We start from the raw sequence: 26149 nt of genomic DNA on the forward strand, positions 1-26149 counted from the left end.
CCTGTTATTACTTGTCAGGAATAGACAGCAACACCAATAACGCTCCGTCGCCGCCAAACTCAAGTGGCGCTTGGTGAAAAGCCATCACGTCGGGGTGCTGTGCCAGCCATAGTGGTGCTTTCTGTTTGAGAATGTGTTTACCGATACCGTGTTGAACGCAGGCACAAGAGATTTCGTTCTTGATACAGTACGCGATCATCGCGCCTAGCTCTCGTTTTGCTTCTTGTTGAGTCATGCCATGCATATCAAGAAATACATCTGGCACATATACACCACGGCGCAAGCGCTTGACCTCATAGTGTGAGACGTCATCTCGAGCGTAGCGAGTCGGCCCCTCTTCGTTAAGCAAAGGGACGAACTCATCAGAAAAATAGAACTCAGTATCGCTGGCTTCACGGGCGACGCGACGAATTTCTTTTTGCTTACTGTTTCTTTTTGGTTGGCGGACTATGGTATCCTGTGACAACTTTTTTACGCCTTGTACTGCATCCCTAAAAAGGGCGAAGTCATCATCCATTTCGGTGTCTTTTTTGCTCATGGGATTAATCATTACTATCGAACAATGCAATGTGCAGTATTGTAGCGCTTTTCGGAGGCAATTTTGGATAAGATTTTTGTAGAAGAAGCGGTTTCAGAACTTCATTCGCTTCAAGATATGATTCGTTGGACTGTGAGTCGTTTCAACGCGGCTAACCTATTTTATGGTCATGGCACAGACAACGCGTGGGACGAAGCAGTGCAATTGATCCTACCAACCCTTTATCTACCAATTGATGTGCCTCCTCATGTATTGAACTCTCGCCTAACCACCAGCGAACGTATGCGTATCGTTGAGCGTGTGGTTAAGCGCATTAACGATCGTACACCAGTGGCTTATTTGACCAACCGCGCATGGTTCTGCGGCCTAGAGTTTTTTGTCGATGAGCGTGTTTTGGTACCTCGTTCGCCAATTGGTGAGCTTATTCAAGCAGAATTTCAACCATGGTTAGTTGAGCAACCAACACGCATCATGGACCTGTGTACCGGAAGTGGTTGTATCGCTATTGCTTGCGCACACGCCTTCCCTGAAGCCGAGGTCGATGCGATTGATATCTCGACTGACGCATTGCAAGTGGCAGAGCAAAACGTTCAAGATCATGGAATGGAGCAGCAAGTTTTCCCTATCCGTTCAGACCTATTCCGCGATTTACCAAAAGAAAAGTACAACCTGATTGTGTCTAACCCGCCATATGTCGATGAAGAAGACATGAATAGTCTGCCGGATGAATTTACCCATGAACCAGAGTTGGGTCTGGCTGCTGGCACGGATGGTCTGAAGTTAGTGCGTCGTATTTTAGCCAACGCCCCCGATTACTTAACGGAAAACGGCATTTTGATCTGTGAAGTTGGCAACTCTATGGTGCATATGATGGAACAGTATCCACAAATTCCATTCACGTGGTTGGAGTTTGAAAACGGCGGTCACGGGGTATTTATGTTGACCCGTGAACAATTGGTTGAACATAAAGAAGAGTTCGCACTCTACATCGACTGATTTTTCCTGAGCACCGAGTCTTAAGCGCCAAGCGAGAAAGTTTCTCACTTGGCGTTTTTTATGCGAGCAAAATAGCGTTTGGGGGTTTACATCAAACCGCAATAAGGCGACTATGAATTTACCAACAATTGAAGTGTAAAGCTGTGTATACAACTTAAGTTGGCCACAGCGAAGAAAGTTTTGAGGAAGTAATGGCAGGAAACAGTATCGGACAACATTTCCGAGTGACCACATTCGGGGAGAGTCATGGTATCGCACTAGGATGTATTGTCGACGGATGTCCTCCGGGTCTTGAGATCAGTGAAACCGATATTCAAATCGACCTTGATCGCCGCCGTCCAGGCACTTCTCGTTATACGACTGCTCGCCGTGAGCCAGATGAAGTGAAGATTCTCTCGGGTGTGTTTGAAGGCAAAACGACCGGAACCTCGATTGGTCTTCTAATTGAAAATACCGACCAACGCTCAAAAGACTACTCTGAAATCAAAGACAAATTCCGTCCGGGTCATGCCGATTACACCTATCACCAAAAGTATGGCGTGCGCGACTATCGAGGTGGCGGCCGCTCTTCAGCTCGTGAAACCGCAATGCGTGTCGCGGCGGGCTCTATCGCAAAGAAATACCTCAAGCAGGAGTTTGGGGTTGAGATCAGAGCCTACTTGTCGCAAATGGGTGACGTTGCGATTGATAAAGTCGATTGGGATGAGATTGAAAATAATCCATTTTTCTGCCCAGACGTCGACAAAGTTGACGCATTTGACCAATTGATCCGCGACCTGAAAAAGCAGGGTGACTCCATTGGCGCCAAGTTACAAGTAGTTGCGACCAATGTGCCGGTTGGTTTGGGTGAGCCCGTGTTTGACCGATTAGACGCCGATATCGCTCACGCATTAATGAGCATTAACGCGGTGAAAGGGGTGGAAATTGGCGATGGCTTCGACGTGGTCAGTCAAAAAGGCAGTCAGCATCGTGATGAGTTAACACCAGATGGCTTTGCCAGTAACCACGCGGGCGGCATTTTAGGGGGAATTTCGACGGGCCAAGATATTGTGGCCAACATAGCTCTAAAACCAACATCAAGTATCACGGTCCCTGGTGACACCATCACTAAGCAGGGCGAGCCTACTCAACTTATCACCAAAGGTCGCCACGACCCTTGTGTTGGCATCCGCGCAGTACCGATTGCCGAAGCAATGTTGGCGATTGTAGTGCTAGACCATCTGCTGCGTCATCGTGGGCAAAACCATGGTGTGACCACCGAAACACCGAAAATCTGAGCATAAATAGAACAAAAAAACGGCTTCCTTCGGAAGCCGTTTTTTTATTCAGTGAATAGATCCTTCTGTTTCGAGCTGAAACGAGGGGAGGCGCCATTTAAAGCGCACTGCTGCCATGCGCAGCAGATAACCGACGACCAGTGTGGCGACAGTCGCTGTCACATCATTGACGCCAAATTCGAGCAGACATAAGTACAAACCAGAAGCAATCAAAGCGACGGATGCGTAGAGCTCTTGATGCAGCACCAGTGGAGTTTGACGGCAGATTAAATCTCGTAGCAATCCACCAAAGACACCGGTGACTAGGGCTGAGACCATGCAAATCAGCGCGTGATGGCCCATACCTAATGCTATCTTGGTGCCAATAATACTAAAAACAATTAATCCTAGTGCATCGAGACGAATAAATAGCCCTTTGAGTTTGATGACCCACTTAGCCAGGCCTGTTGTCAAGACACCAGCCAAACAGGTAATCGCCAAAAACTCAGGGTTTTTCACCCAACCGAGCGGATAGTGACCGAGCAAAATATCACGCACCGTACCGCCACCAATCGCTGTGGCGCTAGCAACCAGCATCACCCCGAACCAATCCATCTTACGTCGACCTGCACTAAGTGCCCCTGTCATCGCTTCCGCTGTAATACCAATAACATACAAAACACTGAGCAGCATGATGAACCCTCATACATTATCTTAGTCGACATTGGCTTGCGCCAAAATTAAAGCCGAGAGTGTAGTAGTAAAGCCCGGCGCTGACGAATGAGATTTTGTGAAAACGAAAACGTTTGTTGCATAACTATTTCTAATGCCTACAACAGTCGAGCAGATTTGCAAAATTACTTAAAAATGCGAGAATGCCGAGCGCTATTTACTGACTGTTTTAAGAGCGCCATGAGCCACGACTATCGAGATCTCATTCGAATTTTCAACCACACCTTTTACTCTGAGTACAACACCAAACTAGAACTTGGAGGAGACGAGCCGATTTATCTGCCAGCGGATAACAATATCGGCTATCACCGGATTATTTTTGCGCGTGGTTTTTATGCGTCAGCGATGCACGAAATCGCCCATTGGTGTGTTGCGGGGCCTAAGCGTCGATTATTGGAAGATTTTGGTTACTGGTATGAGCCAGACGGCCGAACTGAAGCCTTGCAAACGAAGTTTGAAAAGGTCGAAATACGCCCACAAGCCTATGAATGGATCTTATCGATGAGCGCTGGTTTTCCGTTTACGGTCAGTTGTGACAATCTCAACGGCGATTTTGAGCCGGATCGCTTGGCATTTATGCATAAAGTCCATGCTGAGGTGGGCAAGATTTTTGAGCAAGGGCTGCCGCTGCGGGTGAAGATGTTATCGGACGCGTTACGAAGTTATTATCAGATTGCCGAACTCGATTACTCAATGTTTGCAGTGAAATAGAAACAAGCCGCCAAGTGCGGCTTGTAAGTACTAGATTACTGGATAAACCATTGGGTTTCGGCCTGATTGTTGTGATCGAGGGTGTACACAATCGGCTGGGTATTAGGTTCCATCACCGACACAACAGCGATCAGTGATTCACAATGGTTAGGCACCTGTAACTGGTAACGACCCGTGCCAGATTGCAGCGCTGCTTTCACCAAGCACTTGTTATAGTCCACTGACTCTAGGTTGCCGCCAGCATTGTCACAAATCGAAATGTAAACCTGCGATGCGGCTAAGTGGGGTAAGCTGACATCCACATCCACTTTATATACAGAAGTCAGGCTATTCGCGGGTTCAATTTGCAATGTGCTGAGCGAGATAGGCGTTTCACTACTCGTAGGCGCAGGCGTTGAAGACCCAGTAGCGCTAGATTCTGATGAACCTGCAGAGCCTCCTTCTCCACCACCGCCACCACCACAACCGGAGAGAGCAAGGATAAATGCGATTCCAAGTTGCTTGGTTGATTGTAAATTCCACATCGTCTTGTCTCCTCTAATCGACATAAATCTTGTTGCTGTTTGGAAGGGTATACCAGGTTGGTTCTGTCAATCCGCTTGCATCTTGAGCAAAGTCAGCAAACCTTGAGTAGGTATTTAAGATATTTTGTTGCTCAAGTGGATGTTGCCATGTGGTCGGAATTTCAATTGCCCAAGGCAAACCGTTAGCATTATGGAAATGAGTGTCGCCAGTCGATGTGTCAACACCGTAGGTTTTGTATCTGGCATCAAATTTACTGGTTGGCGCTTGATTTTTAAGGTGGATCTCAAGGGCACGTCCCGGATAGCCTCCGCTCAGTTGGTTGCCCACGTCGCCGTAATAATGGCCAGGAGAGGCGAAGATGAAGGGATCATAAGGGAAGCTTGGCATAATATTGATATCCATCGCGTTTTCGAGAGCAAAGGTCAAATGCCAGGTCGGACGATAACTGGTACCACAACTCTCTTGTGTTCTAAACATGGTACAGCCCTCCGCTTCGCCTGGTTCGGTGATATCCCAAAGATCCTCATGGATGATAAACACAGCATCTGTTGTATCCGTTTCTAAGCCGTGAGCTTGAAGGGTATTGTTGACATACAGCTGGACAGAATCGGCTTTAATATCTTCACGAGCGATCCCCGGCAGACGAATCGCAAAACCAGAGTGATAGTCACCACCTAATGCTGCCACCTTGCCTTCGATTTTGATGCGTATCACCTGATTGTTGAGTTGGTACTCGGTGAATTTGACGTTCATTAACACGTCATTCATGTCGTAATCACCAACCATTGGGTATTGATCTTCGTAGGCAAAGGTAGTGAAGCCACCTGCACTTGGGTAAACCTCGGTAACCACACCACTTTCAGTGATATCAATAAGGTAGTCTTCCACTTCTCCCTCAGGGACACCGCCACTGGGGCCTATCCCTGATGTGTTGGATACGCGAAAGCGTGCCCAGGTTTCGCCTGTGACGGCCCAGGTTGGGACTGAGAAGAAAATATCGCCAGTATTGCTATCTACCGATTGGTCGCTGATGATGCTTTCACTCACTTCAAACTCACCATCATGATCGAAGTCTATCCAAGCATTGAGTACCGAGCGATTGGTAGCCCCGGAGATGGTTGCGATGATTTTGCTCGTTTGACCAACCTGAATAGGCACGGGGAACTGAATGCCGTCATCGTCGTTGTTGCCATCGGAGGTGTCGTCGCTATAGGGGTATGGGCTAGCATCGGTTTCACCATCAACCAAAGTACCGAGTTTCAGATCTGACATCCCGTGTCGAGCGCCTGATGATGCAAATGTGGTCTTATAAGAATCAGGGGCATCGCCAAAGTCGGTATATTCACTGGGCTCGACAGGCGCTAAAGCACAGCGAGCACCATCGTTCGAGTTGCTTGATGGACCATAAGCAAAGAATTCTGCGGTTGAACGAGTGCCATTGATTGCGATTTTAAACACATAGCCGTTACTGTTGTTACTGGCATACAAGTTACCATCCACGTCAAAGTAAACCGCACCGAAAGTCAGGCGGTAACCGAGTTCATTTTTATTCAACAATTGGTTGAGCCGGGTTGAAGTACCAGCGTTCACATCAATCTGCCATAGATAGCCATTAGCATCGATTGAGTAAGCAAGGCTGTTATCTGGATGGAAAGCGAGATCATAAATGGCAGGGTTACCAAACTGGCTTGGTGGTGAAGAGAGTTCCATGACTAAGCTATCGAGATCGACTCTATACAAGCCGTAACTTGGTCGGTAGCCATACCATGCGTTTTCATCAAGTGACACGTCACCAACATAAATAGAGGTTGGAGCGCCGGCAGGTTTGGTGATGTTCAACAAGGTTTTGCTAAACGCCGCGTCAATGCGAGAGAGAGAACCGCTGCCGTAATCCCATCCATAAATAAAGTCATCGTGTTTGCTGTACCCGACACCGTTAAGCTTATCTAAGCCTAAATCGGAATCTAATGTGATGTAGCTGCCGACATCAATGTTCACACCATAAGCTACAGGTGTTCCGGTTGGATTTTGAATTAAGAAGGCTTGGGTCGGGCACTGAGAAAAAGGCATGTCAGCGACAACCGTTGGCGAGCCAGTTAAAGCGATGGTAACGATAGCGGCTAGATAAGCGGGCGGGATTGTTCTCATTGGTTTTTCCTCGCTAATGTGTGGTTAACAGACGAGAAATTGCACAGGGTGTGCCATAGCTGGAAGCCCCGCTACAGCGGGGGTTTGCGTTGCCATTCTCAATGTGAGAAGCTTGGCGTTCTTTTTTGAGATGCAAACTGACTAGGCGTTAACGCACCATGATTATTGAATTTGAAGAGAAGCTACTTGAGTTAATTGATGCTCGAATTGAGTCGGCGTCGGATGACGAATTATTTGCCGGTGGCTATCTGCGTGGGCATATTTCTCTCTCCGCAGCGGCGTGTGAGGAAGGCGGTATTAACGATGTTGAACAGCTTAAAGTACTCATTCAGCAAAGCTTGGAAGACGCTCGTTCAGAATTAACGCCAGCTGATCGCACCATAGTCAACGACCTGTGGCTTGAGCTGGTCAATCAAGCTTAAGTTAATGATTTAGTTATTAAGGGTTGCATAAGCAACCCTTTTTTCATTGCACTTATCCAGCTATCGCTTTGCCTTTGCGCAGCTTTCTTACCCACATTCTACTTGGGTGCAGTGTTTCTAGCACATCAACGGGCAGAGGAAGTGGATCCGCACAGATTTGCGAGGCTAACACTTCTGCGGCGAGTGGGGCTGAACTTAATCCTCGTGAACCTAAGCCGAGTAAACAGAAAAGGTTGGGGTAGTGGGCAACGGGCTGTGCTTTAGCGGCCGTTTGGCTGGCTAAATCTTGATACTGCTCTGTTATCTTGTTGAGGTCGCCCACATCACCAATGAAGGGCAAGTGGTCGCGACTCACACAGCGTATTCCCTGCCGTGATTGGTCACTAGAGGTGTCTACTTGACGGGGCCAACTCTGGTTCGGCACGCAGCGAGTGAGGCGCTCTCCATTTTGTTGTTGAGCAATGGGGTCAAACTCGGTGTCAATGTGACTTCTATCGTAGCTTGCACCGATACAATGCTGGCCGTTGTTTGGGTTGACTGGCGTCATATAACCATCGTAACAAAGTACGGTGTTGAGCTGGCTGAGCTCACTGGTAGTTGGAACGTGACTGACTTGGCCTTTTACCTGACCGAGAGGAATATCTGCGCACTGAGCGAATTCGGCAAACTGATGGCCACTAGCGACAATCACACTATCGTGGACAAACTGCTGATTGTCGCTACTCAGTGTCCAGCGCTGTTGTGACTCATCCCAAGTTAGCTGGTTGATCTTAAATTGGTAGTGAACGCTAAAGTGCTCGCTTTTGTTTAGGCTGTCGATGATACCCTGAGTCAGTTGTGCCGGACACAACCAGCCACCCAGCGGGTAGTGAACGCTCTCCATATCGATTGGCAATCCGATGGTTGCACTGGTTTGCTGGACATCTAAGTGTTGAAGCAACTGGAGGTCAAAATCGCCCTCAAGCATCTTGGTCAACTTGGTTTGAGACTTGTCATCCCACATGAGCTGAGTCACACCACACCATTGGTGGTCAAATTCACACTCTTGTGCGGCTTGATCAACGAACTGACGCGCAAATAAAAATGCGGGTGCAAACACGCGTGATACACCAGTATGTTCACCATTGAGTAGTGGGTAGACGGCACCTTGTCGGTTGCCTGATGCGCCTTGTGCTGGTTGCGAATCTTGGCAGTAGAGGGTCACATTTTTACCTCGACGTCGCAGTGCTTTAGCCAGAGTGGCACTGGCGATACCACCACCAATAATCGCAATAGAGTGGCTTGACGAGCTGGCGTAGCGATGGAACCAAGGTTTGATATTGGTATAGCTTTGCTTGTTTGCTAAGGCACCCGCGAGCATTTCTCGCTTGGTGCCAAAGCCCTTGACTTTACTCATCTCGAAACCAGCTTCAATCAAGCCGCGACGAACAAAGCCGGCAGCGGTAAAGGTTGCACAGGTACACGCTTGTTTGGCTAATTTTGCCATGCCATCAAACAGAGTTTGACTCCACATATCAGGGTTTTTACTTGGTGCAAAACCATCCAAGAACCAGGCATCGACCAAACCTTGTTCTGGAACAGGGACTTTAGGTAGACATTGTTTAATATCACCAAACCAAAGATCCAGGGTGATGGCCCCTTCATCTAATACCAAGCGGTGGCATTCTGGGACGGCGATGGGATAATATTGTTGAAGTTTCTGCGCAAACTCGGCTAATTCGGGCCAAGCTTGGTGTGCTTTCTCAAGGTCATTTTTATTGAGTGGGTATTTCTCAAAGCTCACGAAATGGAGTTCTTTCAGTGGCGCATCGGGGTGTTGCAACCTAAATTGATTAAACCATTGCCAAACTGCCAGGAAGTTAAGACCAGTACCGAAACCGGTTTCAGCGATGACGAAGCGTCGTTGGTCATATTCTTGCCACCTTTGTGGCAGATGATTTTGTTGAAGAAACACGTAACGGGTCTCTTCGAGGCCATTCACGTTAGAGAAATACACGTCATCGAATTGGTCGGAAACGGGCGTACCAGCGTCATTCCAACCTAACTGGGCATTGGTAATCGAGGTCATAGTGTTTAACTTATGTCAAAAGAATCGATGTTATGGTCGCAATTGTACGGATTTAAAGGAAAGCTGACCACTTTTCCCCATTATCTTCGCTATCATCTAGCGGATTTTAGAATTATAGGAATGTCATAATGAAACGAGTCGTAATCACCGGTATGGGTATTGTTTCAAGTATCGGTAACAACGTCGAAGAAGTTTTAGTGTCTCTAAAAGCAGGTAAATCTGGTATCACTGCCTCTGAGCAGTTTAAAGAACACGGCCTTCGCTCTCAGGTTTGGGGGGATTTAAAGATTAACCCAGCAGAGCATATTGACCGTAAGCAGATGCGCTTTATGGGTGATGCGGCTGCTTATGCATACCTATCAATGCAGCAAGCGATTGAAGATGCAGGCTTGACTGACGAGCAGGTTTCAAATGATCGTACTGGTATCGTTGCGGGTTCTGGTGGTGCTTCTGCGCTAAACCAAACGGTTGCGACGGACACCATGCGTGCCAAAGGCGTGAAACGTGTTGGTCCTTATATGGTGCCACGCACTATGTCATCAACAGTCTCTGCGTGTCTGGCGACTCCGTTTAAGATTCGTGGTGTGAACTACTCAATGAGTTCAGCGTGTGCCACGTCTGCTCACTGTATTGGTCACGCAATGGAGCTTATTCAACTGGGTAAACAAGACATCGTTTTTGCAGGCGGTGGCGAAGAGCTAGACTGGTCTCAAACCATGATGTTTGATGCGATGGGCGCACTGTCGACTAAATACAACGATACGCCAGAAAAAGCATCGCGCACCTACGATGCAGACCGCGATGGTTTCGTTATCTCTGGCGGCGGCGGCATGTTGGTTGTTGAAGAGCTAGAGCACGCCCTCGCACGTGGCGCGAAGATCTATGGTGAAATCGTAGGCTACGGCGCAACATCTGACGGTTACGATATGGTTGCTCCATCAGGTGAAGGTGCGATTCGTTGTATGAAGATGGCAATGCAAGACGTTGACAGCATCGACTATGTCAACACGCACGGCACGTCAACGCCTGTCGGTGACGTGAAAGAGCTAGGCGCTATCCAAGAACTCTTCGGTGATAACAGTCCTGCAATCTCAGCAACGAAAGCGATGACAGGTCACGCACTCGGTGCGGCAGGCGTACATGAAGCAATTTACTCAACGCTGATGCTAGACAACGGTTTTATCGCGCCAAGCATTAACGTTGAAAACCTAGATGAAGCGGCTCAGGGCTTGGATATTGTGACAGAGAAGCGTGATGCTGAGCTTACCACTGTAATGTCAAACAGCTTTGGTTTTGGCGGCACCAATGCCACATTGGTCATCAAGAAATACCAAGCTTAAGGAATGTGCAGGACACTAAGCCCTGTTGCCCGAATTTCCAGAGCCAGGTTCATCGTTAGCGATAACAGTGAACCTAACAGACGCAGACTTTAGCCCATGGAGAGCGGGTTAAGATCCTTTTGTTCTGGACTATTGCCCGACGATACGTCGGGCATTTTTCTTTCTAAACGTCTTGTACAAGATTAAAACTCGACACCTAGTGTGCTTTTCTGCACAATCGAACCCATCTAAATTCTAGCTGACGATAGTAATGAAAATCCTAATAGATGAAAACATGCCTTACGCTGAGCAGCTTTTTAGTCAGCTCGGTGAAGTCATCTTAAAACCGGGCCGGGCCTTGACCGCCGACGATCTGATTGATGTCGATGCCTTAATGATTCGCTCTGTGACCAAAGTTAACGCGCAACTTATTGCGAAAGCCAACAAGTTGAAGTTTGTTGGTACGGCGACCGCAGGAATGGATCATGTTGACCAAGCCCTACTGCGTGAGAGAGGGATTTACTTTACCGCTGCACCAGGTTGCAACAAGGTGGGCGTAGCGGAGTATGCATTTAGCGTCATGATGGTCCTCGCTCAGCAACACGGCTTTTCCGTGTTCGATAAAACTGTGGGTATCATAGGTGCAGGACAAGTTGGCAGTTATTTGCAGCAATGCTTACAAGGTATTGGCGTCAACGTTCTCATCAACGATCCGCCCAAGCAAGCTGCTGGCGATGAACGCCAGTTTACACCGCTTGAAACGTTGCTTTCTCAGTCTGACATTATCACTCTACACACTCCAATCACGCGCGAGGGAGAATATCCAACGCATCATTTGATTGATGAAGCGGTACTAGAAACGTTACGCGGTGACCAAATTTTAATCAATGCAGCGCGTGGTCCTGTGGTAGATAATCAGGCGCTCAAAGCACGCTTACAGAAAAACGATGGTTTTATCGCCGCGTTAGATGTGTTTGAGTTTGAGCCAAAGGTTGATATGGAGCTTCTGCCTCTGCTAGCATTCGCCACCCCCCACGTTGCGGGTTATGGGCTAGAGGGCAAAGCGCGCGGTACGACGATGATTTTCAATAGCTACTGCGAGTTCTTGGGGCGAGACTTGTGCGCACATGCCAGCGGTTTACTCCCCGTTGCCCCAGTTCCTCGTTTAGAGCTGGACAGAGAGTGGGATGAATCGACACTGCATAACATCACGCAACTGGTTTATGATGTACGTAAAGATGACGCTCTGTTTCGTCGTGAAATTGCCAAACCTGGTGCGTTTGACCTGATGAGGAAAAACTACTGGGACCGCCGCGAATACAGTGCTGTCACTATAGTGGGCGATAGAAAATGTCGTCTATCACCACTAGAGAAATTAGGTTTTCAGGTTGAGGTAAGTCAATGAGCCAACAATATAATGTCGCGATTTTGGGTGCCACTGGTGCCGTCGGTGAGACGATTCTAGAAGTGCTGCAAGAGCGCAAGTTCCCAGTCGGTGAGCTCCACTTACTCGCGAGTGAGCGTAGCGAAGGTAAGACTTATCGCTTTAACGGCAAAACGGTCAAGGTACAAAACGTCGAAGATTTTGATTGGTCACAAGTACATATTGCTCTGTTCTCGGCGGGCGGTGAGCTTTCGGCCAAGTGGGCGCCAATCGCAGCAGATGAGGGTGTGATCGTTATTGATAACACCTCACAATTCCGTTATGAGTATGATATTCCGCTGGTAGTGCCAGAAGTGAATCCACAAGCCATTGCAGAGTTTCGCAACCGCAATATCATTGCCAACCCAAACTGTTCGACTATCCAAATGCTGGTGGCGTTGAAGCCGATACACGATGCAGTGGGTATCGAACGAATCAATGTTTCGACCTATCAGTCAGTATCTGGTGCGGGTAAGGCCGGGATTGATGAGTTAGCAGGGCAGACTGCTAAATTACTCAATGGCTTGCCTGCCGAGACCGAGCAATTCTCGCAACAAATAGCCTTTAACTGTATTCCGCAAATCGACCAATTTATGGAAAACGGCTATACCCGTGAAGAGATGAAGATGGTTTGGGAGACGCAAAAGATCTTCAATGACCCGGGTATCACGGTTAACCCAACTTGCGTTCGAGTACCCGTATTTTACGGCCACGCAGAGTCTATTCATCTCGAAACTTGCGCACCAATCGATGCTCAGGAAGTGACGAATCTACTCGAACAGACTGAAGGCATTGAAGTGTTCCAAGGCGAAGATTTCCCAACCCAAGTGCGCGATGCTGGTGGGAAAGACCACGTAATGGTGGGGCGTATTCGTAATGATATTAGTCACCATAGTGGTGTCAATCTTTGGGTCGTTGCTGACAACGTACGTAAAGGCGCAGCCACCAATGCGGTACAAATAGCAGAAGTATTGATTCGCGATTACTACTAATCAGCGTTGAAATCGTCATGAATATGAAGCCTCACCTTAGCGTGGGGCTTTTTTAATCGAATTTAGAAAATTTGTGTGAGATTAATGCGATTATGGCGTCGGACACACATTTTTTACCTCTACACCTATAGTTTTGGTGGGTTTATCCGATATATTTAACAGATCATTGTATTTTTAATTTATTGAGCACATAGCTGAGCCTTATATGCGTCGAATTCTACAGCGTCTACTATTGCCGTTAGCAATGGTTGCCGTGACTCAAACATCAATCGTTAACGCGGAGAGCATTCGCCTTAAAGGCCCTAATGGTGAGATTCAAACCTCTCCCCAATTCTCAGAGCCAGTTTCCCGCAACGCACGTGCCACAGCAGAGCCTTATCGTTTTTATGGGCCAACCACAGAACAAGAGACGCTGTGGTCGATCGCGACCCAGCTCAGACCGGCGACTTCAGTAACGGTGCAGCAAACGCTTTACGCCATTTTTCAACTCAACCCTCAAGCGTTTGACAACCAAAATATTCACGAGCTTATTCCCCAGAGTCGGTTACGTATCCCATCTTTGGATCAAGTCCGCAGTGTGTCGACTCAAGATGCTGTCAACGTGATGCAAGCGCATCAAGCGCGCTTGAATAAACTAGCGCCGCAGACTTCTGGGGTAAGTCCAACTCGCGCACCTGAGACGTCGAGAGCCGAGGCTACGGCGCCTAGCAACCCGCAAGTTGCTGTTCAACCCACACAACCAAACGCAACCACCAATGATGACCTAAAAGCGGTTGTTGAAGGTGAAAAACGCCAGCAAGTTAAAACCTTAGAAAACCAACTGCAGAGCTCGGAAAGCGAGTTGATGGCGCTGGAAGAAAAAAACCACAAACTGCGCTTAATGTTGGCCGAAGTTCAGTCTGAAGTTGATGTATTGAAAGATGAGCTTAGCGATGAAGACAGAATTCGATTAGAAGTAGAAAAGCTTCTTGAAGCGGAGCGACGTCGTCTTGCGGAAGAGCAAAAGATGGCACCGTCATCGTTGGACAAGCTGTTTTCCAATACTTGGCTAGTGGCCGCGCTGGCCATCATTCCAGGATTATTGATCGGCTTATTGGTGATGATGCTGCTTGGCCGTCGTTCGAAAGAGCCGGCACAAGAAGCGCCAGTACAGCAAGCGCCAGTTCAACCTATGGCACCAGCAACCCCTGAGACACTCAACGACGATATCGATGATGACTTACTGTTGGATGATGACTTATTTGGTGAGTCGAGTGACAGTGAAGAGCTATTTGGTGACGACACCGAACTTGAACTCAGCGAATCAGACCAAGATGATGTGTTTGCTGATTTGGATGACAGCGATCTGGACTTCAACCTTGAAGGTGAAGATGGTGACGATCCATTCGCTGGTATTGGTGATGATGGCGACCTCGATGAATCTCTGGCAGATGGGGACCTCAGTGCCAATGGGATTAGTGTCAATAGCGAAGATAAGGCGCTGGGTCTCGAAGAGATGGAGCGTGCGCTTGATGAAGTGGTTATCGACGATAATGACGATAATGAAGGGTTTGACCTCTCTGATGAAGGCGGGTTCTCACAAGATGACTTCGATGCACTGCTGGCGGGTGACGAAGAGAGTGATGATCTAGGCAGCGAAGAGCTGGATCAATCTCTACTCGACGAACTATTCAACGAAGCCCAAGATGAGGAAGATGAGGACTCGTTCGATCTAAGTGATGAATCGAGCGACTCTCTCGCGGAGCCGAGCTTAGCGTCAGACAGTGAAATCGATGATATTTTTGCGCAAATGGAAGCGCAGGCAGACCTCGACAGTTTGGAAGCGAATGCACTTGATGATACAGCTCTTCTTGATGAAATGCTTGAAGAGGACAGCGTTGAACTCAGTACAGACAGTACCGAGTTGCTCGATGACTTGATTGACGATAGCAGCGAACAAGGCCAAACAGAGGCGCTTGAAGCAGACGCGTTTGACGAATTGATCGCTGGTGATCAAGAACTAGAGGAATCCAGTACCGACCTACTCGACGATGTTGTCGAGGGTGACGACGAGTTTGATTTAGACGCTGAACTCGATGAACTCATTAACACTGAACAGCCAAATGACCCTGATGTCTCTCTTGAACAAAGTACAGATTTACTTGAAGACGTCGTTGAAAATGATGATCAAGTCGAACTTGGTGATGATGCGACGGATCTGTTTGAAGAACTGTTAGAAATTGAGAATCAAGACAGTGAAACGGAAGATAAAGATTTCGTCAGCGAAGACTTTATCGATGACATGATTAGTGCCGCTCCTGACGGCGATCCACTACTTGACGAACTTGATTTAGATGCGTTGCAAGACGAAACACCTGAACAACAGCTTGCGTCACTGCCACAAGACTCAGATACTCAGCTTGCAGAGCCAGAGCCAGAGCCAGAGCCAGAGCCAGAGCTCGACGATGAAGAAGAGGATTGGCTAAGCAGCGCAATTGAAGAGGTCGAAAATCCGCAGTTTGATAGTTCTGCTGAGGGTGATGACGTACTTCAAACAGAGCAACAACAATCTCAACCCTATTCAGAAGCAGTAGAATCTCAAGATTCAGCAGATATTGACGAAGATGAAGATGACTGGCTGCAATCAGCGATTGATGAAGTCGAGAGCGAAAACTCACAAGCGACGTCATCAGTGCTTGAGCCCGAACACCTTGAGTCCAACGCTCCTCAAGAGCCGGCGGTTGAGGATCAAACTGAGGTTGTAGAAGAAGATTTGCTTGCTCAGCAGGAGCAACACACACTAACTGAGACTCCTGAGACTCCTGAGACTCCTGAGACTCCTGAGACTCCTGAGACTCCTGAGACTCCTGAGACTCCTGAGACTCCTGAGACTCCTGAGACTCCTAAAGACTCCAAAGATCTACCACCGATGCCAGAGGCGATTCCAAACGAGTTCGGTATGCCTCAGGATGATGATTGGCTAGTCGATGAGCCTCAAGGCGAACAACCTCAGCAAGAAGATACATTGGCATCTCAAGCACTTGCCGAAAGCGAACCACAAGAGACAGGAGGCCAAGGCGATGTTGAGCTTTCTGAATCTGATCAAGACCAAGCGTTGGCTGACGTTGAATCCGTGCCAGAGCCAGAGGTTGCTGCTGAGCCTCAAGACGAGCCAGTCGAGCTTGATGACCTTGATTTACCTGAGTTTGGCGAAGAAGAAGCACTGGCTGACGTTGAATCTGCGCTAGAGCCAGAGGCTGCTGCTGAGCCTCAAGACGAGCCAGCCGCGCTTGACGACCTTGACTTACCTGAGTTTGGCGAAGACGAAGCACTGGCCGAGGTTGAATCTACGCCAGAGCCAGAGGCTTCTGCTGAGCCTCAAGACGAGCCAGTCGAGCTTGACGACCTTGAGCTGCCTGAGTTTGGTGAAGACGAAGCGTTGGCCGAGGTTGAATCTACGCCAGAGTCACAAGCCGCTGAGCCTCAAGACGAGCCAGTCGAGCTTGATGACAAAGACCTTCCTCAATACGATGAGGAAGACGTATTAGCCGACTTAGAACCATCAATGGATGATGATCTATCGGGCGATGAAAACTTTGGCCTTGATGACTTAGAGCTTCCCGAATTGGGCGAGATCCCATCAGAAAATCGTGTTAGTTCTGATGAGATAGAAATGGCCAATCAGCAGTTTGACGAACAAGCGTTTGACGAGTTGCTGGCAGAAGATACTTCAGAGTCGGATCGTTTCTCTTTCGATGGACACATCGATAGTATCACGTCGGATAGTGCGGGAATGGATATCGAGGCGATGCTCGAAATGGGTGAAGACTGGAATGGTTTCAGTTTGTCCCCAGAGCAACAAGCGCAGATTTCAGATGACATCCCAGAAGATGAGCAGGCGATTTGGTCTCAAGAAAATTTGCCCGAGCAAGCTCAAGTACTCGATGAAAATTGGGAAAACCAGCCTGAGTTAGAAGAGTTTGACTCCAAGAAAAGTCAGTACCGAACCATTGACGAGTTAATGGCAGAAGTGGAGTCCGAAGAGCAACAAGAGATCGATGAAGAGCTCAAGCTTGATGTAGGTCTTAACGACTTTCCCGATGTCATAGGAGATATTGGTGATGCTGCGGATATCGATGCCAACTCGGAAGCGGCTGGAAAATTGGACCTAGCGAAAATCTACGTTGAGATGAACGATTCTCAAGGAGCCATTAAGCTGCTTGAAGAGGCGATAGTGGATGGTAGCGATGAGATACGTCGGGAGGCCAAAAATCTCATCGACGCTATTAACCGCAGTTGAACATTTCAACGATGAATCAAGGGGGCAGTTTAGCCCCCTTATGTTTTGGTATATACTTCTCGGCCAATTTTTAGGTCAATCAATCCAGTGGGAACATGTCGATGAGAATAGCTTTAGGTATCGAATACAATGGTACTCAATACTACGGCTGGCAACGCCAAAAAGAAGTCAAGAGCGTTCAAGAAAAGTTAGAACGTGCATTGAGTGTTGTCGCAAACCATCCGATTGAAGTTCAGTGTGCTGGACGTACCGACGCAGGCGTTCATGGTACGGGCCAAGTGGTCCATTTTGATACCAGCGCATCACGTAAAATGGTGGCTTGGACGATGGGCGCAAATGCCAACTTACCGAGTGACATTGCCGTGCGTTGGGCCAAAGAGGTGCCCGAAGCATTTCATGCGCGTTTTTCTGCTACAGCACGACGCTACCGTTACATCATATTCAACAGTGCGCTTCGACCGGGTATTCTCTCCTCAGGCGTCAGTCACTATCATGGTGAACTGGATGAGAGAAAAATGCATCAAGCAGGTCAGTATCTGTTGGGAGAAAACGACTTTACGTCGTTCCGTGCAACGCATTGTCAGTCGCGAAGCCCATGGCGTAATTTGATGCACTTGAACGTCAGTCGTCATGGTCAATACGTTGTCATTGATATCAAGGCCAATGCTTTTGTCCATCACATGGTGCGCAATATCACGGGAAGCCTGATTTGTGTTGGTCGAGGTGAACAGCAACCCGAGTGGATTCAATGGCTACTCGACGCAAAAGATCGCAAACTGGCTGGTGCTACTGCAAAAGCCGAAGGGCTCTATTTGGTTGATGTCGATTACCCTCAAGAATTTGAATTGCCAGTAGTGCCGATTGGACCATTGTTTTTGCCCGACAATTTGAACTAAATCGTGATAAATTGTCGAAACAATCAGAGCTTTAGTGTGTGAGAGGCGCAGTCAGGAAATAGGTACAACCAGTTTTTTGTCTACACTTGGCATTTAATATGCTTTAATCCTCACGCGTAAATTCAGAATTTGTATCCTGTGCATTGAGCGCGGGAGTAGAGAGAAAAGGTCTTCCATGAGTTGGCTTGAAAAGATTTTAGAAAAAAGCAACATTGTTAGTTCTCGTAAAGCGTCTATCCCTGAAGGGGTTTGGACTAAATGTACATCGTGTGAACAGGTGCTTTATCACGCTGAACTAGAGCGTAACCTAGAAGTGTGTCCAAAATGTGACCACCACATGCGTATGAAGGCTCGTCGCCGCTTGGAAACGTTTTTAGACGAAGACAACCGCGTCGAACTTGCTGATGAACTCGAGCCGCAAGACAAACTTAAGTTCCGAGATTCCAAAAAATATAAAGATCGTCTTTCCGCTGCGCAAAAGAGCAGTGGAGAGAAAGATGCATTGATTGTGATGAAGGGTGAACTTCTGAGCCAACCTATCGTTGCGTGTGCATTTGAGTTCTCGTTTATGGGCGGGTCAATGGGTTCCGTCGTTGGTGCTCGATTCGTGCGTGCTGTCGAAGCTGCGATTGAAAATGAGTGTGGCCTGGTCTGTTTCTCTGCCAGTGGCGGTGCACGTATGCAAGAAGCGCTAATGTCACTGATGCAAATGGCAAAAACCAGTGCGGCACTAGAGCGACTATCAGCAAAAGGTCTACCGTTTATTTCAGTGATGACAGATCCAACGATGGGTGGGGTTTCTGCCAGCCTTGCAATGTTGGGTGATATCAATATCGGTGAGCCCAAAGCTTTGATCGGCTTTGCTGGTCGTCGCGTTATCGAGCAAACCGTACGTGAAGATCTTCCAGAAGGTTTCCAACGCAGTGAGTTCCTGCTTGAACATGGCGCGATTGATATGATCGTCGATCGCCGAGAAATGCGTCAGCGAATCGGTAGCTTAATGGCGAAGATGAACAATAAACCATCACCTTTAGTGGTTTCTGTTAACGATTCACCAAATGAAGCCGCTTATTCTGTACCAGAAGCGGACGAAAAAGGGTAAAGTAACTCACTAACAAGCAACCACAATCAATTGGTTAAAGTTAGATGAGTCACAACCCAATTCCACAAGCCACATCTCCTCTTTCGATGTGGCTTGATTATTTAACGAACATCCACACCTCTGCAATTGACCTCGGCCTTGAACGTGTACAAGCCGTTGCTCAAACCGCTAATCTGACCAAACCTGCTCCAACAGTGATCACTGTTGCCGGTACTAATGGTAAAGGCTCGACGTGCGCTTTGATGGAAGCCATTCTGCTTGATGCCGGCTACTCGGTCGGTGTTTACAGTTCTCCTCACCTTACTCGTTACAACGAACGCGTTCGTATTAATGGTCACGATATGAGTGACGAGAAAATTGTTCAATCATTCGATTTCATTGAGCAGCAGCGTGGCGATATTAGCCTGAGCTTCTTTGAGTACGGCACCTTAGCAGCGTTGAAACTATTTCAAACTGAACAAGTTGATGTTGTGTTGCTCGAAGTCGGCTTAGGGGGACGTTTAGACGCAACCAATGTGGTTGATCATGATGTCTCCGTTATTACCAGTCTAGCCGTGGACCACGTCGATTGGTTGGGCGACGATATCAACGTGATTGGCTTTGAAAAAGCAGGGATTTATCGTAGCGGTAAGCCTGCTATTTGTGGCCAACCTAAAGCGCCTTCCACCGTTGCTGCGCACGCTGACGATATCGGCGCTGAGTTTTATCAAGTTGGAATCCAGTACCAGTATCAGCAAACCAGCGAGCAAGAGTGGCAGTGGAGTCATGGTGGGTACACCTTGGAACAACTGCCTGTGCCTGAGCTTCCGCTGCCTAATGCGGCGACGGCATTGATGGCCTTGGCCACCGCTCATTTAGATTTATCCGATGTCAACATAGTCAACGGCCTGAAGCGTGCCACCCTACCGGGACGTATGCAGTGCCTGAGTAGCGAGCCGACCGTTTTGTTAGACGTCGCGCACAATCCGCACTCCGCGCAATACCTAGTAGAGCGCGTTCAGCAACGCTATCCGAACCGTGTAGTTCGCACTGTGGTGGCGATGCTTCATGACAAAGACATTGCAGCGACCTTGTCGGCACTGGCTCCCATTTCACAATATTGGTATCCGGCTTCTCTAACTGGACCACGCGCCGCAAAAGCGAATGAATTGGCAAAGCATATCCAGTTTGATACTGAGGAGTACAGTGACCCGGTTAGCGCATTTGAAGCTGCGATGACACAAGCTGAGCCACAAGACGTCATTCTAGTCGTGGGTTCGTTCCACACTGTGGGTGAAGTGCTCGAATACTGGCAGAGTAAAGGAGAATAAATGGCAAGTAAGTTCCAAAACCGACTGGTGGGAACCATTATTTTGGTTGCAATCGGAGTGATTGTATTACCTGATGTACTGGATGGTAAAAAAAACCACTATCAAGAAGAGATAGCGAGCATTCCGTTGAAGCCTGAGCTCGACAGTGAATTAGAAAGTTTTGAGATTCTTGACCCTGTTGATGACTCTCAAAGCTTGCCTGATACTCCGGTCGATTTGGCAGAGCCGCTCGACGCTAATACCGCAGATGACCAACCTTTAGAGGTGGTGATCAAAGAGGTGCCGGAACGTAACGAGTATCAAGAGAGCGGTTGGATTATCCAACTGATGGCGCTGAAAAATGCGGAGAACGCCAAGAACCTGGTGAAGGATCTACAGAAGCGAGGCTATCAGGCTCATACCAAACCAGAGAATGGCTTCACTCGGGTCATTATTGGTCCGGATGTATCAAAGAGTAAACTTGAGCGTCAAATCATTGAACTTGAAAAAATCACTGGCTCGAAAGGTCAATTGCTCAAATTTAAACCACTAAATCCATAAGAAAACGTTTGCGTCAGCGTTTTTTCTGTTAAAATGCGCGCCAACTTAAGATGTAAGTTCATGATGAATGCATTAGATATTGTCATTTTAGGTGTGATCGGCTTGTCAGCTTTGATCAGTTTAGTTCGTGGCTTCGCCAAAGAAGCATTGTCACTCGTGATTTGGTTTGGGGCGTTTTTTATCGCCAGCCAGTATTACGCAAAACTCGCGGTTTACTTTACGCGTATTGAAGATGACATGTTTCGCAACGGGGCAGCGATTGCAGCTTTGTTTATTGCTACTTTAATTGTTGGAGCGTTGATTAACTACGTTATAGCACAATTAGTACAGAAAACAGGCTTGTCGGGAACAGACAGAGTACTGGGTATCGTGTTTGGCGGACTGCGCGGTGTTTTGATTGTTTCTGCTGCACTTTTTTTTATGGACGCGTTTACAACGTTTCCAGACTCGCAGTGGTGGAAAGGGTCGCAACTGGTGCCGGAGTTTAGCCGGGTGATTGCACCTTTCTTCGAACACTTGCAAGCAACATCAAGTTTCTTATCTGGCGCGATTTAACGCGCCAGCTATTGTCGAAAATCGAGGGTTAAGACATGTGTGGTATTGTTGGAATCGTGGGCACTTCGCCTGTAAACCAGTCTATCTATGATGCATTGACGGTATTGCAGCACCGTGGCCAAGATGCCGCGGGTATTTGTACCATAGAAAGCAATCGTTTTCGTCTGCGTAAGGCGAACGGTTTGGTCAAGGATGTATTTGAAGCGAAACACATGCAGCGTCTGCAGGGAAACGTAGGTATCGGCCATGTTCGCTACCCGACGGCAGGCAGTTCAAGCGCTTCTGAAGCGCAACCTTTCTATGTTAACTCTCCGTTTGGTATTACACTTGCGCATAATGGTAACTTAACCAATGCAGCAGAAGTTCGCGACAAGCTGTTTGAAAAAGATCGTCGCCATATCAACACCACGTCTGACTCTGAAGTGCTGCTTAACGTACTTGCTCATGAAATCGACTCTGTCAAAGGCAACGTTACCACCGATGATGTGTTTCGAGCCGTGACAAACGTTCATCGCGCCATCCGCGGTGCGTACGCCGTAACGGCGATGATTATCGGTCACGGTATGGTGGCTTTCCGCGACCCGAACGGTATTCGTCCGCTGTGTTTAGGTAAGCGAGAAGTTGCGGGGGTCACTGAGTATATGGTGGCGTCTGAATCCGTTGCTCTCGATGCGGTAGGCTTCGACTTTATCCGTGATGTCGCGCCTGGTGAAGCCATTTATGCCACGTTCGACGGGCAACTACATACCAAACAATGTGCCGACAACCCGACTTTGACCCCATGTATTTTTGAGTTTGTTTACTTCTCTCGTCCGGATTCGTTTATCGATAAGATCTCGGTTTACAGTGCGCGTGTTGAGATGGGCAAAAAACTGGGTGAGCGCATTCGCGATGAGTACAGTCATCTCGATATCGATGTGGTCATTCCAATACCTGAAACATCTTGCGACATCGCGCTGCAGATTGCTCAAGCGATTGATAAACCGTATCGTCAAGGCTTTGTGAAAAACCGCTATGTCGGTCGCACCTTCATCATGCCGGGACAACAGCAGCGTAAAAAGTCAGTGCGTCGTAAGCTCAACGCTATTCGCTCAGAGTTTAAAGACAAAAATGTGCTTTTGGTCGATGATTCGATTGTACGTGGCACCACATCTGAACAGATCATCGAAATGGCGCGTGATTCCGGTGCTAAAAAAGTATTTATGGTGTCAGCTGCGCCAGAGATCCGGTTCCCTAATGTTTATGGCATCGATATGCCAACCGCGAGTGAACTGATTGCTCATGGCCGTGACAATGACTCTATCTGTAAACAAATTGGTGCTGATGAACTGATTTTCCAAACGTTAGAAGATCTTGTTGAAGCGGTAGGTTTGGGCAACACCGATATTACTAAGTTTGAAACCTCTGTTTTCAACGGCGAATATGTGACAGGTGATATTGATCAGAATTACCTAGATTTCCTCGAATCACTGCGTAGTGATGATGCGAAGATTCAGCGCGAAATCCAACAAGATTTAGCCAACTTAGAGCTGCACAACGAAGGGGCTTAACCAGCACTGGTTACTCTCGCTAGCTTAAATTAATGAGACTAAATAGAGAAGGGTTGACACGTTATGTCAACCCTTCTTTTTTGCTTGTTTTCGCGTCTCGCTAATTAGGCGTTCGATAGAACTGACTCAAGATAAACATCACAGTCGCACTGATCACTACCGAAGGACCTGCTGGTGTGTCGTAATGCCAGGATAACGCTAGCCCGATTAGTACCGCTATCCCACCCACCAATGACGCGAGCAGAGCCATTTGCTCGGGCGTTGTCGCGAAGCGTCGGGCAGTTGCGGCAGGGATGATCAGTAGCGAGGTCATAATTAAAGCTCCGACAAATTTCATACCGATGGCTATGACTAAACCCACTAACAACATCAAGACTAACCGCATGAGATCGACGTTATAACCTTCGACCGCCGCGAGTTCTTCGTTGACGGTCGTTGAAAGAAGAGGGCGCCAGAATAGCATGAGTACGACACCAACAATTGCAACACCGGAGTAGATATAGATAAGGTCACTTGGCGATACAGCGAGAAGATCGCCAAACAGATAGCTCATTAAGTCGATACGCACATCATCGAGAAAGCTGACTGCCACAAGGCCGAGCGATAGCGCGCTATGGGCAAGGATCCCGAGCAGAGTATCCGTGGCAATCAACTGCTGTTTTTGTAAGGTGACTAGTAGCACCGCTAGCGCTAAACAACAAACCGTGAGCGCTAGGTAGAGATTAATCTCGAGCAAAAAACCTAGCGCAAGCCCCATTAAGGAGGCGTGGGCTAAGGTGTCACCAAAGTAGGCCATTCGACGCCATACGACAAAAGATCCCAGTGGACCGGCGATGGTGGCGATTCCAAGCCCAGCCAAAATGGAAGGAAGTAAAAACTCAATCATGATGGTGTCCGTGTGAGTGATGTGAGCAACTGGCGGCCTCTCCTTTGACCGGTTCTCCGGCCAAGTCATGATGGTGATGCTGATGTTGGTGATGATAAAAAGCCAACGACTGCTGGTGGCTTTGACCAAAAAGCGCAATATAGCTCGGATGTTGGGCAATATCGGCAGGTGCACCTGAACAACAAATATGATGTTGTAAGCAGATAACATTGCTGGTTTTAGCCATGACTAAATGCAGATCGTGTGAGACCATAAATACAGCACAGTTGAACCTGTGACGAATCGTGTCGATCAGGTCGTATAAATCAATCTGGCCTTGCACATCGACACCTTGTGCTGGCTCGTCTAGCACTAACAAGTCGGGACGCTGCAACAGCGCTCGAGCTAACAGCACCCGCTGATTTTCACCCCCTGATAGAGAGTGCATATTGTTCGCGACAAGATGCTCAGCGCCTACCAGCTTCAGAGCATCATTCATTTCTTGCCGACTGTAACGGCCAGCTAAGCGTAAAAAGCGTTCGACGTTGAGTGGTAGTGAGTCGTTGAGTTTGAGCTTCTGTGGTACATAACCGATTTTTAATCCTTTGACCCTACTGATACTGCCGCTGAACTGGCGTTGCAGTCCGAGCAGAACTTTCACCAAGGTTGATTTTCCTGCGCCATTTGGTCCAATGAGAGTGGTTATTTCACCGCGGTTAAGACGTAAACTGACCTTATCGAGCACTTTTCGCTGGTCAAATACGACACTGATATCGGTTAGTTCGACGAGAGTCGACATGAATAGAACTCATTTGCAATTGATTAATGTTATAATGTAACATTTGTTTCCTACTTAAACCAGCCAGATTCACTGATCATGAAACGTTTTATCGCACTTTTGTTTATCGCCTTTGTGTCTACCGGCGCGGCGAACGCGACCAATGTACTCACCAGTATTAAACCTATTCAACTCATTAGCTTGGAAATTACCCAAGGAGTCACCACACCAGATGTCTTGCTCGCGTCAAACGCGTCACCGCATGATTATGCTCTGCGCCCATCCGACGTCAAACGCATCCGTCGCGCCGATTTGGTGATTTGGTATGGGCAAGATTTGGAACCGTTCTTGAGCAAGGTACTGAAAGGGCAGGGCCAGGTCCTAACTTTAAGTGAAGTGCCAAACCTGTCGTTACGTGAGTTCGACCAGAGTCATCACGATCATGATGGCCATGATCATGGTAGTTACGACCCTCACTTTTGGCTGGGTTACCAGCCGACGCTGCAAGTCGCTGAGGCGATTGCCAGTAAGTTGAGTGAAATTGACCCACAACACGCAGCGCAATACCAAGCTAACTATGCATCATTCAAGCAGCGACTCACTGCCCAACAGCAATCGATTAAGCAACAACTTGAGCCTGTGCAACAACGTGGGTACTACGTATTCCACGATGCGTATGGCTATTTCGAACAGGATTTTTCACTAAAACATTTGGGGGCATTCACTATCAGTCCAGACAGAAAACCGGGTGCGAAGACGCTGATTTCTATTCGTCGAGCACTATCAAGCAACGAAGTTTACTGTTTGTTTACTGAGCCCCAGTTTACTCCTGCTGTCGTGAAATCTGTGACACGTGGCAGCAATATACCAATGGGTGTGCTTGACCCTATCGGCAGTGATATTAATGCACAAGCAGGTGGATACTTTGCCTTTAAACAGGTGATGGCTGATAGCTTTGCTCAATGCTTACTGGGTAAATAATGCGCTCTCAATATGCATCTGGTTTTTGTCTTTGTTGGTCTATCTGTGAAGTGACCAAGAAAGTAACTATGAAGTTAGTCACTTGGCTTGTTAATCTACTTATTTCTTAGATAATTATTATCACAAAATAATAATTGGGTCGCGACGCGGCCCGTGTTTGTCG

General features: G+C 47.9%; 22 protein-coding genes. 15 read left to right on the forward strand and 7 right to left on the reverse strand.

All coding sequences use genetic code 11. The features are described 5' to 3' along the window. Positions 1–7: 7 nt before the first annotated feature. Positions 8–538 (reverse strand): endonuclease SmrB, encoded by a 531-nt coding sequence (smrB, locus tag FCU94_RS04385; RefSeq protein ID WP_176287322.1) that lies wholly within the window; start codon positions 536–538, stop codon positions 8–10. 63 nt (positions 539–601) lie between these two features. Between smrB and prmB the strand changes: the two genes are divergently transcribed. Both prmB and aroC read left to right on the forward strand, forming a co-directional pair. Then, entirely contained in the window at positions 602–1534 is a 933-nt protein-coding gene (gene prmB / locus FCU94_RS04390; protein WP_176287323.1) for a 50S ribosomal protein L3 N(5)-glutamine methyltransferase, read from the forward strand. 191 nt (positions 1535–1725) lie between these two features. Beyond that, a complete protein-coding gene (aroC, locus tag FCU94_RS04395) occupies positions 1726–2811 on the forward strand; it encodes a chorismate synthase (protein ID WP_176287324.1) in 1086 nt (361 codons plus the stop codon). A 48-nt stretch (positions 2812–2859) separates the two neighbouring features. On the opposite strand, the gene FCU94_RS04400 is transcribed toward aroC, so the two are convergent. Continuing rightward, positions 2860–3483 carry a trimeric intracellular cation channel family protein gene (locus FCU94_RS04400; protein WP_176287325.1) on the reverse strand — a complete coding sequence of 208 codons (624 nt, stop codon included), beginning with the start codon at positions 3481–3483 and terminating at the stop codon, positions 2860–2862. A gap of 219 nt (positions 3484–3702) precedes the next feature. Here FCU94_RS04400 and FCU94_RS04405 point away from each other — a divergent pair, with 219 nt between their 5' ends. Then, positions 3703–4233, forward strand: coding sequence for an elongation factor P hydroxylase (locus FCU94_RS04405; RefSeq protein WP_176287326.1), 531 nt, complete (start codon positions 3703–3705; stop codon positions 4231–4233). 35 nt (positions 4234–4268) lie between these two features. On the opposite strand, the gene FCU94_RS04410 is transcribed toward FCU94_RS04405, so the two are convergent. Together FCU94_RS04410 and FCU94_RS04415 are read right to left on the reverse strand one after the other, a co-directional pair. Continuing rightward, positions 4269–4757: a hypothetical protein gene (locus tag FCU94_RS04410; RefSeq protein ID WP_176287327.1), complete on the reverse strand. Its 489-nt coding sequence runs from the start codon at positions 4755–4757 to the stop codon at positions 4269–4271. 13 nt (positions 4758–4770) lie between these two features. Beyond that, a complete protein-coding gene (locus FCU94_RS04415) occupies positions 4771–6906 on the reverse strand; it encodes an LruC domain-containing protein (protein WP_176287328.1) in 2136 nt (711 codons plus the stop codon). A gap of 158 nt (positions 6907–7064) precedes the next feature. On the opposite strand from FCU94_RS04415, the gene FCU94_RS04420 reads away from it, so the two are divergent. After that, a complete protein-coding gene (locus FCU94_RS04420; RefSeq protein ID WP_176287329.1) occupies positions 7065–7328 on the forward strand; it encodes a YfcL family protein in 264 nt (87 codons plus the stop codon). 52 nt (positions 7329–7380) lie between these two features. On the opposite strand, the gene mnmC is transcribed toward FCU94_RS04420, so the two are convergent. Then, positions 7381–9396: a bifunctional tRNA (5-methylaminomethyl-2-thiouridine)(34)-methyltransferase MnmD/FAD-dependent 5-carboxymethylaminomethyl-2-thiouridine(34) oxidoreductase MnmC gene (gene mnmC, locus FCU94_RS04425; RefSeq protein ID WP_176287330.1), complete on the reverse strand. Its 2016-nt coding sequence runs from the start codon at positions 9394–9396 to the stop codon at positions 7381–7383. 128 nt (positions 9397–9524) lie between these two features. Between mnmC and fabB the strand changes: the two genes are divergently transcribed. The 10 genes from fabB (at position 9525) to purF (ending at position 23362) form a co-directional block, all read left to right on the forward strand. Further along, positions 9525–10736: a beta-ketoacyl-ACP synthase I gene (gene fabB / locus FCU94_RS04430; protein WP_176287331.1), complete on the forward strand. Its 1212-nt coding sequence runs from the start codon at positions 9525–9527 to the stop codon at positions 10734–10736. A 250-nt stretch (positions 10737–10986) separates the two neighbouring features. Beyond that, positions 10987–12120: a 4-phosphoerythronate dehydrogenase gene (locus FCU94_RS04435; RefSeq protein ID WP_176287332.1), complete on the forward strand. Its 1134-nt coding sequence runs from the start codon at positions 10987–10989 to the stop codon at positions 12118–12120. Then, complete coding sequence (locus FCU94_RS04440; protein ID WP_176287333.1) at positions 12117–13130, forward strand: aspartate-semialdehyde dehydrogenase; 1014 nt, start codon at positions 12117–12119, stop codon at positions 13128–13130. The genes FCU94_RS04435 and FCU94_RS04440 overlap by 4 nt, the downstream gene beginning before the upstream one ends. Before the next feature lie 205 nt (positions 13131–13335). Beyond that, a complete protein-coding gene (locus FCU94_RS04445; RefSeq protein WP_176287334.1) occupies positions 13336–17409 on the forward strand; it encodes a FimV/HubP family polar landmark protein in 4074 nt (1357 codons plus the stop codon). Positions 17410–17510: 101 nt separating this feature from the next. After that, positions 17511–18305, forward strand: coding sequence for a tRNA pseudouridine(38-40) synthase TruA (gene truA, locus FCU94_RS04450; RefSeq protein WP_176287335.1), 795 nt, complete (start codon positions 17511–17513; stop codon positions 18303–18305). 175 nt (positions 18306–18480) lie between these two features. Next, positions 18481–19407 carry an acetyl-CoA carboxylase, carboxyltransferase subunit beta gene (accD, locus tag FCU94_RS04455; protein ID WP_176287336.1) on the forward strand — a complete coding sequence of 309 codons (927 nt, stop codon included), beginning with the start codon at positions 18481–18483 and terminating at the stop codon, positions 19405–19407. Positions 19408–19451: 44 nt separating this feature from the next. Next, a complete protein-coding gene (gene folC / locus FCU94_RS04460) occupies positions 19452–20717 on the forward strand; it encodes a bifunctional tetrahydrofolate synthase/dihydrofolate synthase (RefSeq protein ID WP_176287337.1) in 1266 nt (421 codons plus the stop codon). Beyond that, a complete protein-coding gene (locus tag FCU94_RS04465; protein WP_176287338.1) occupies positions 20718–21257 on the forward strand; it encodes an SPOR domain-containing protein in 540 nt (179 codons plus the stop codon). It abuts the gene before it with no gap. Positions 21258–21320: 63 nt separating this feature from the next. After that, entirely contained in the window at positions 21321–21812 is a 492-nt protein-coding gene (locus FCU94_RS04470) for a CvpA family protein (RefSeq protein WP_176287608.1), read from the forward strand. A gap of 35 nt (positions 21813–21847) precedes the next feature. Beyond that, positions 21848–23362: an amidophosphoribosyltransferase gene (gene purF / locus FCU94_RS04475; protein ID WP_176287339.1), complete on the forward strand. Its 1515-nt coding sequence runs from the start codon at positions 21848–21850 to the stop codon at positions 23360–23362. Between the two features lie 100 nt (positions 23363–23462). On the opposite strand, the gene znuB is transcribed toward purF, so the two are convergent. Continuing rightward, positions 23463–24248, reverse strand: coding sequence for a zinc ABC transporter permease subunit ZnuB (znuB, locus tag FCU94_RS04480; protein WP_176287340.1), 786 nt, complete (start codon positions 24246–24248; stop codon positions 23463–23465). Next, complete coding sequence (gene znuC / locus FCU94_RS04485; protein WP_176287341.1) at positions 24241–25026, reverse strand: zinc ABC transporter ATP-binding protein ZnuC; 786 nt, start codon at positions 25024–25026, stop codon at positions 24241–24243. Before znuC ends, znuB begins: the two co-directional genes overlap by 8 nt. A gap of 78 nt (positions 25027–25104) precedes the next feature. Between znuC and znuA the strand changes: the two genes are divergently transcribed. Beyond that, the gene (gene znuA, locus FCU94_RS04490) at positions 25105–25986 is read left to right on the forward strand and encodes a zinc ABC transporter substrate-binding protein ZnuA (protein ID WP_176287342.1); all 882 of its coding nucleotides are present in this window, start codon (positions 25105–25107) and stop codon (positions 25984–25986) included. Positions 25987–26149 lie beyond the last annotated feature (163 nt).

Origin of the sequence: Vibrio sp. JPW-9-11-11, from assembly GCF_013369335.1 — a bacterium.
Taxonomy (GTDB): domain Bacteria; phylum Pseudomonadota; class Gammaproteobacteria; order Enterobacterales; family Vibrionaceae; genus Vibrio.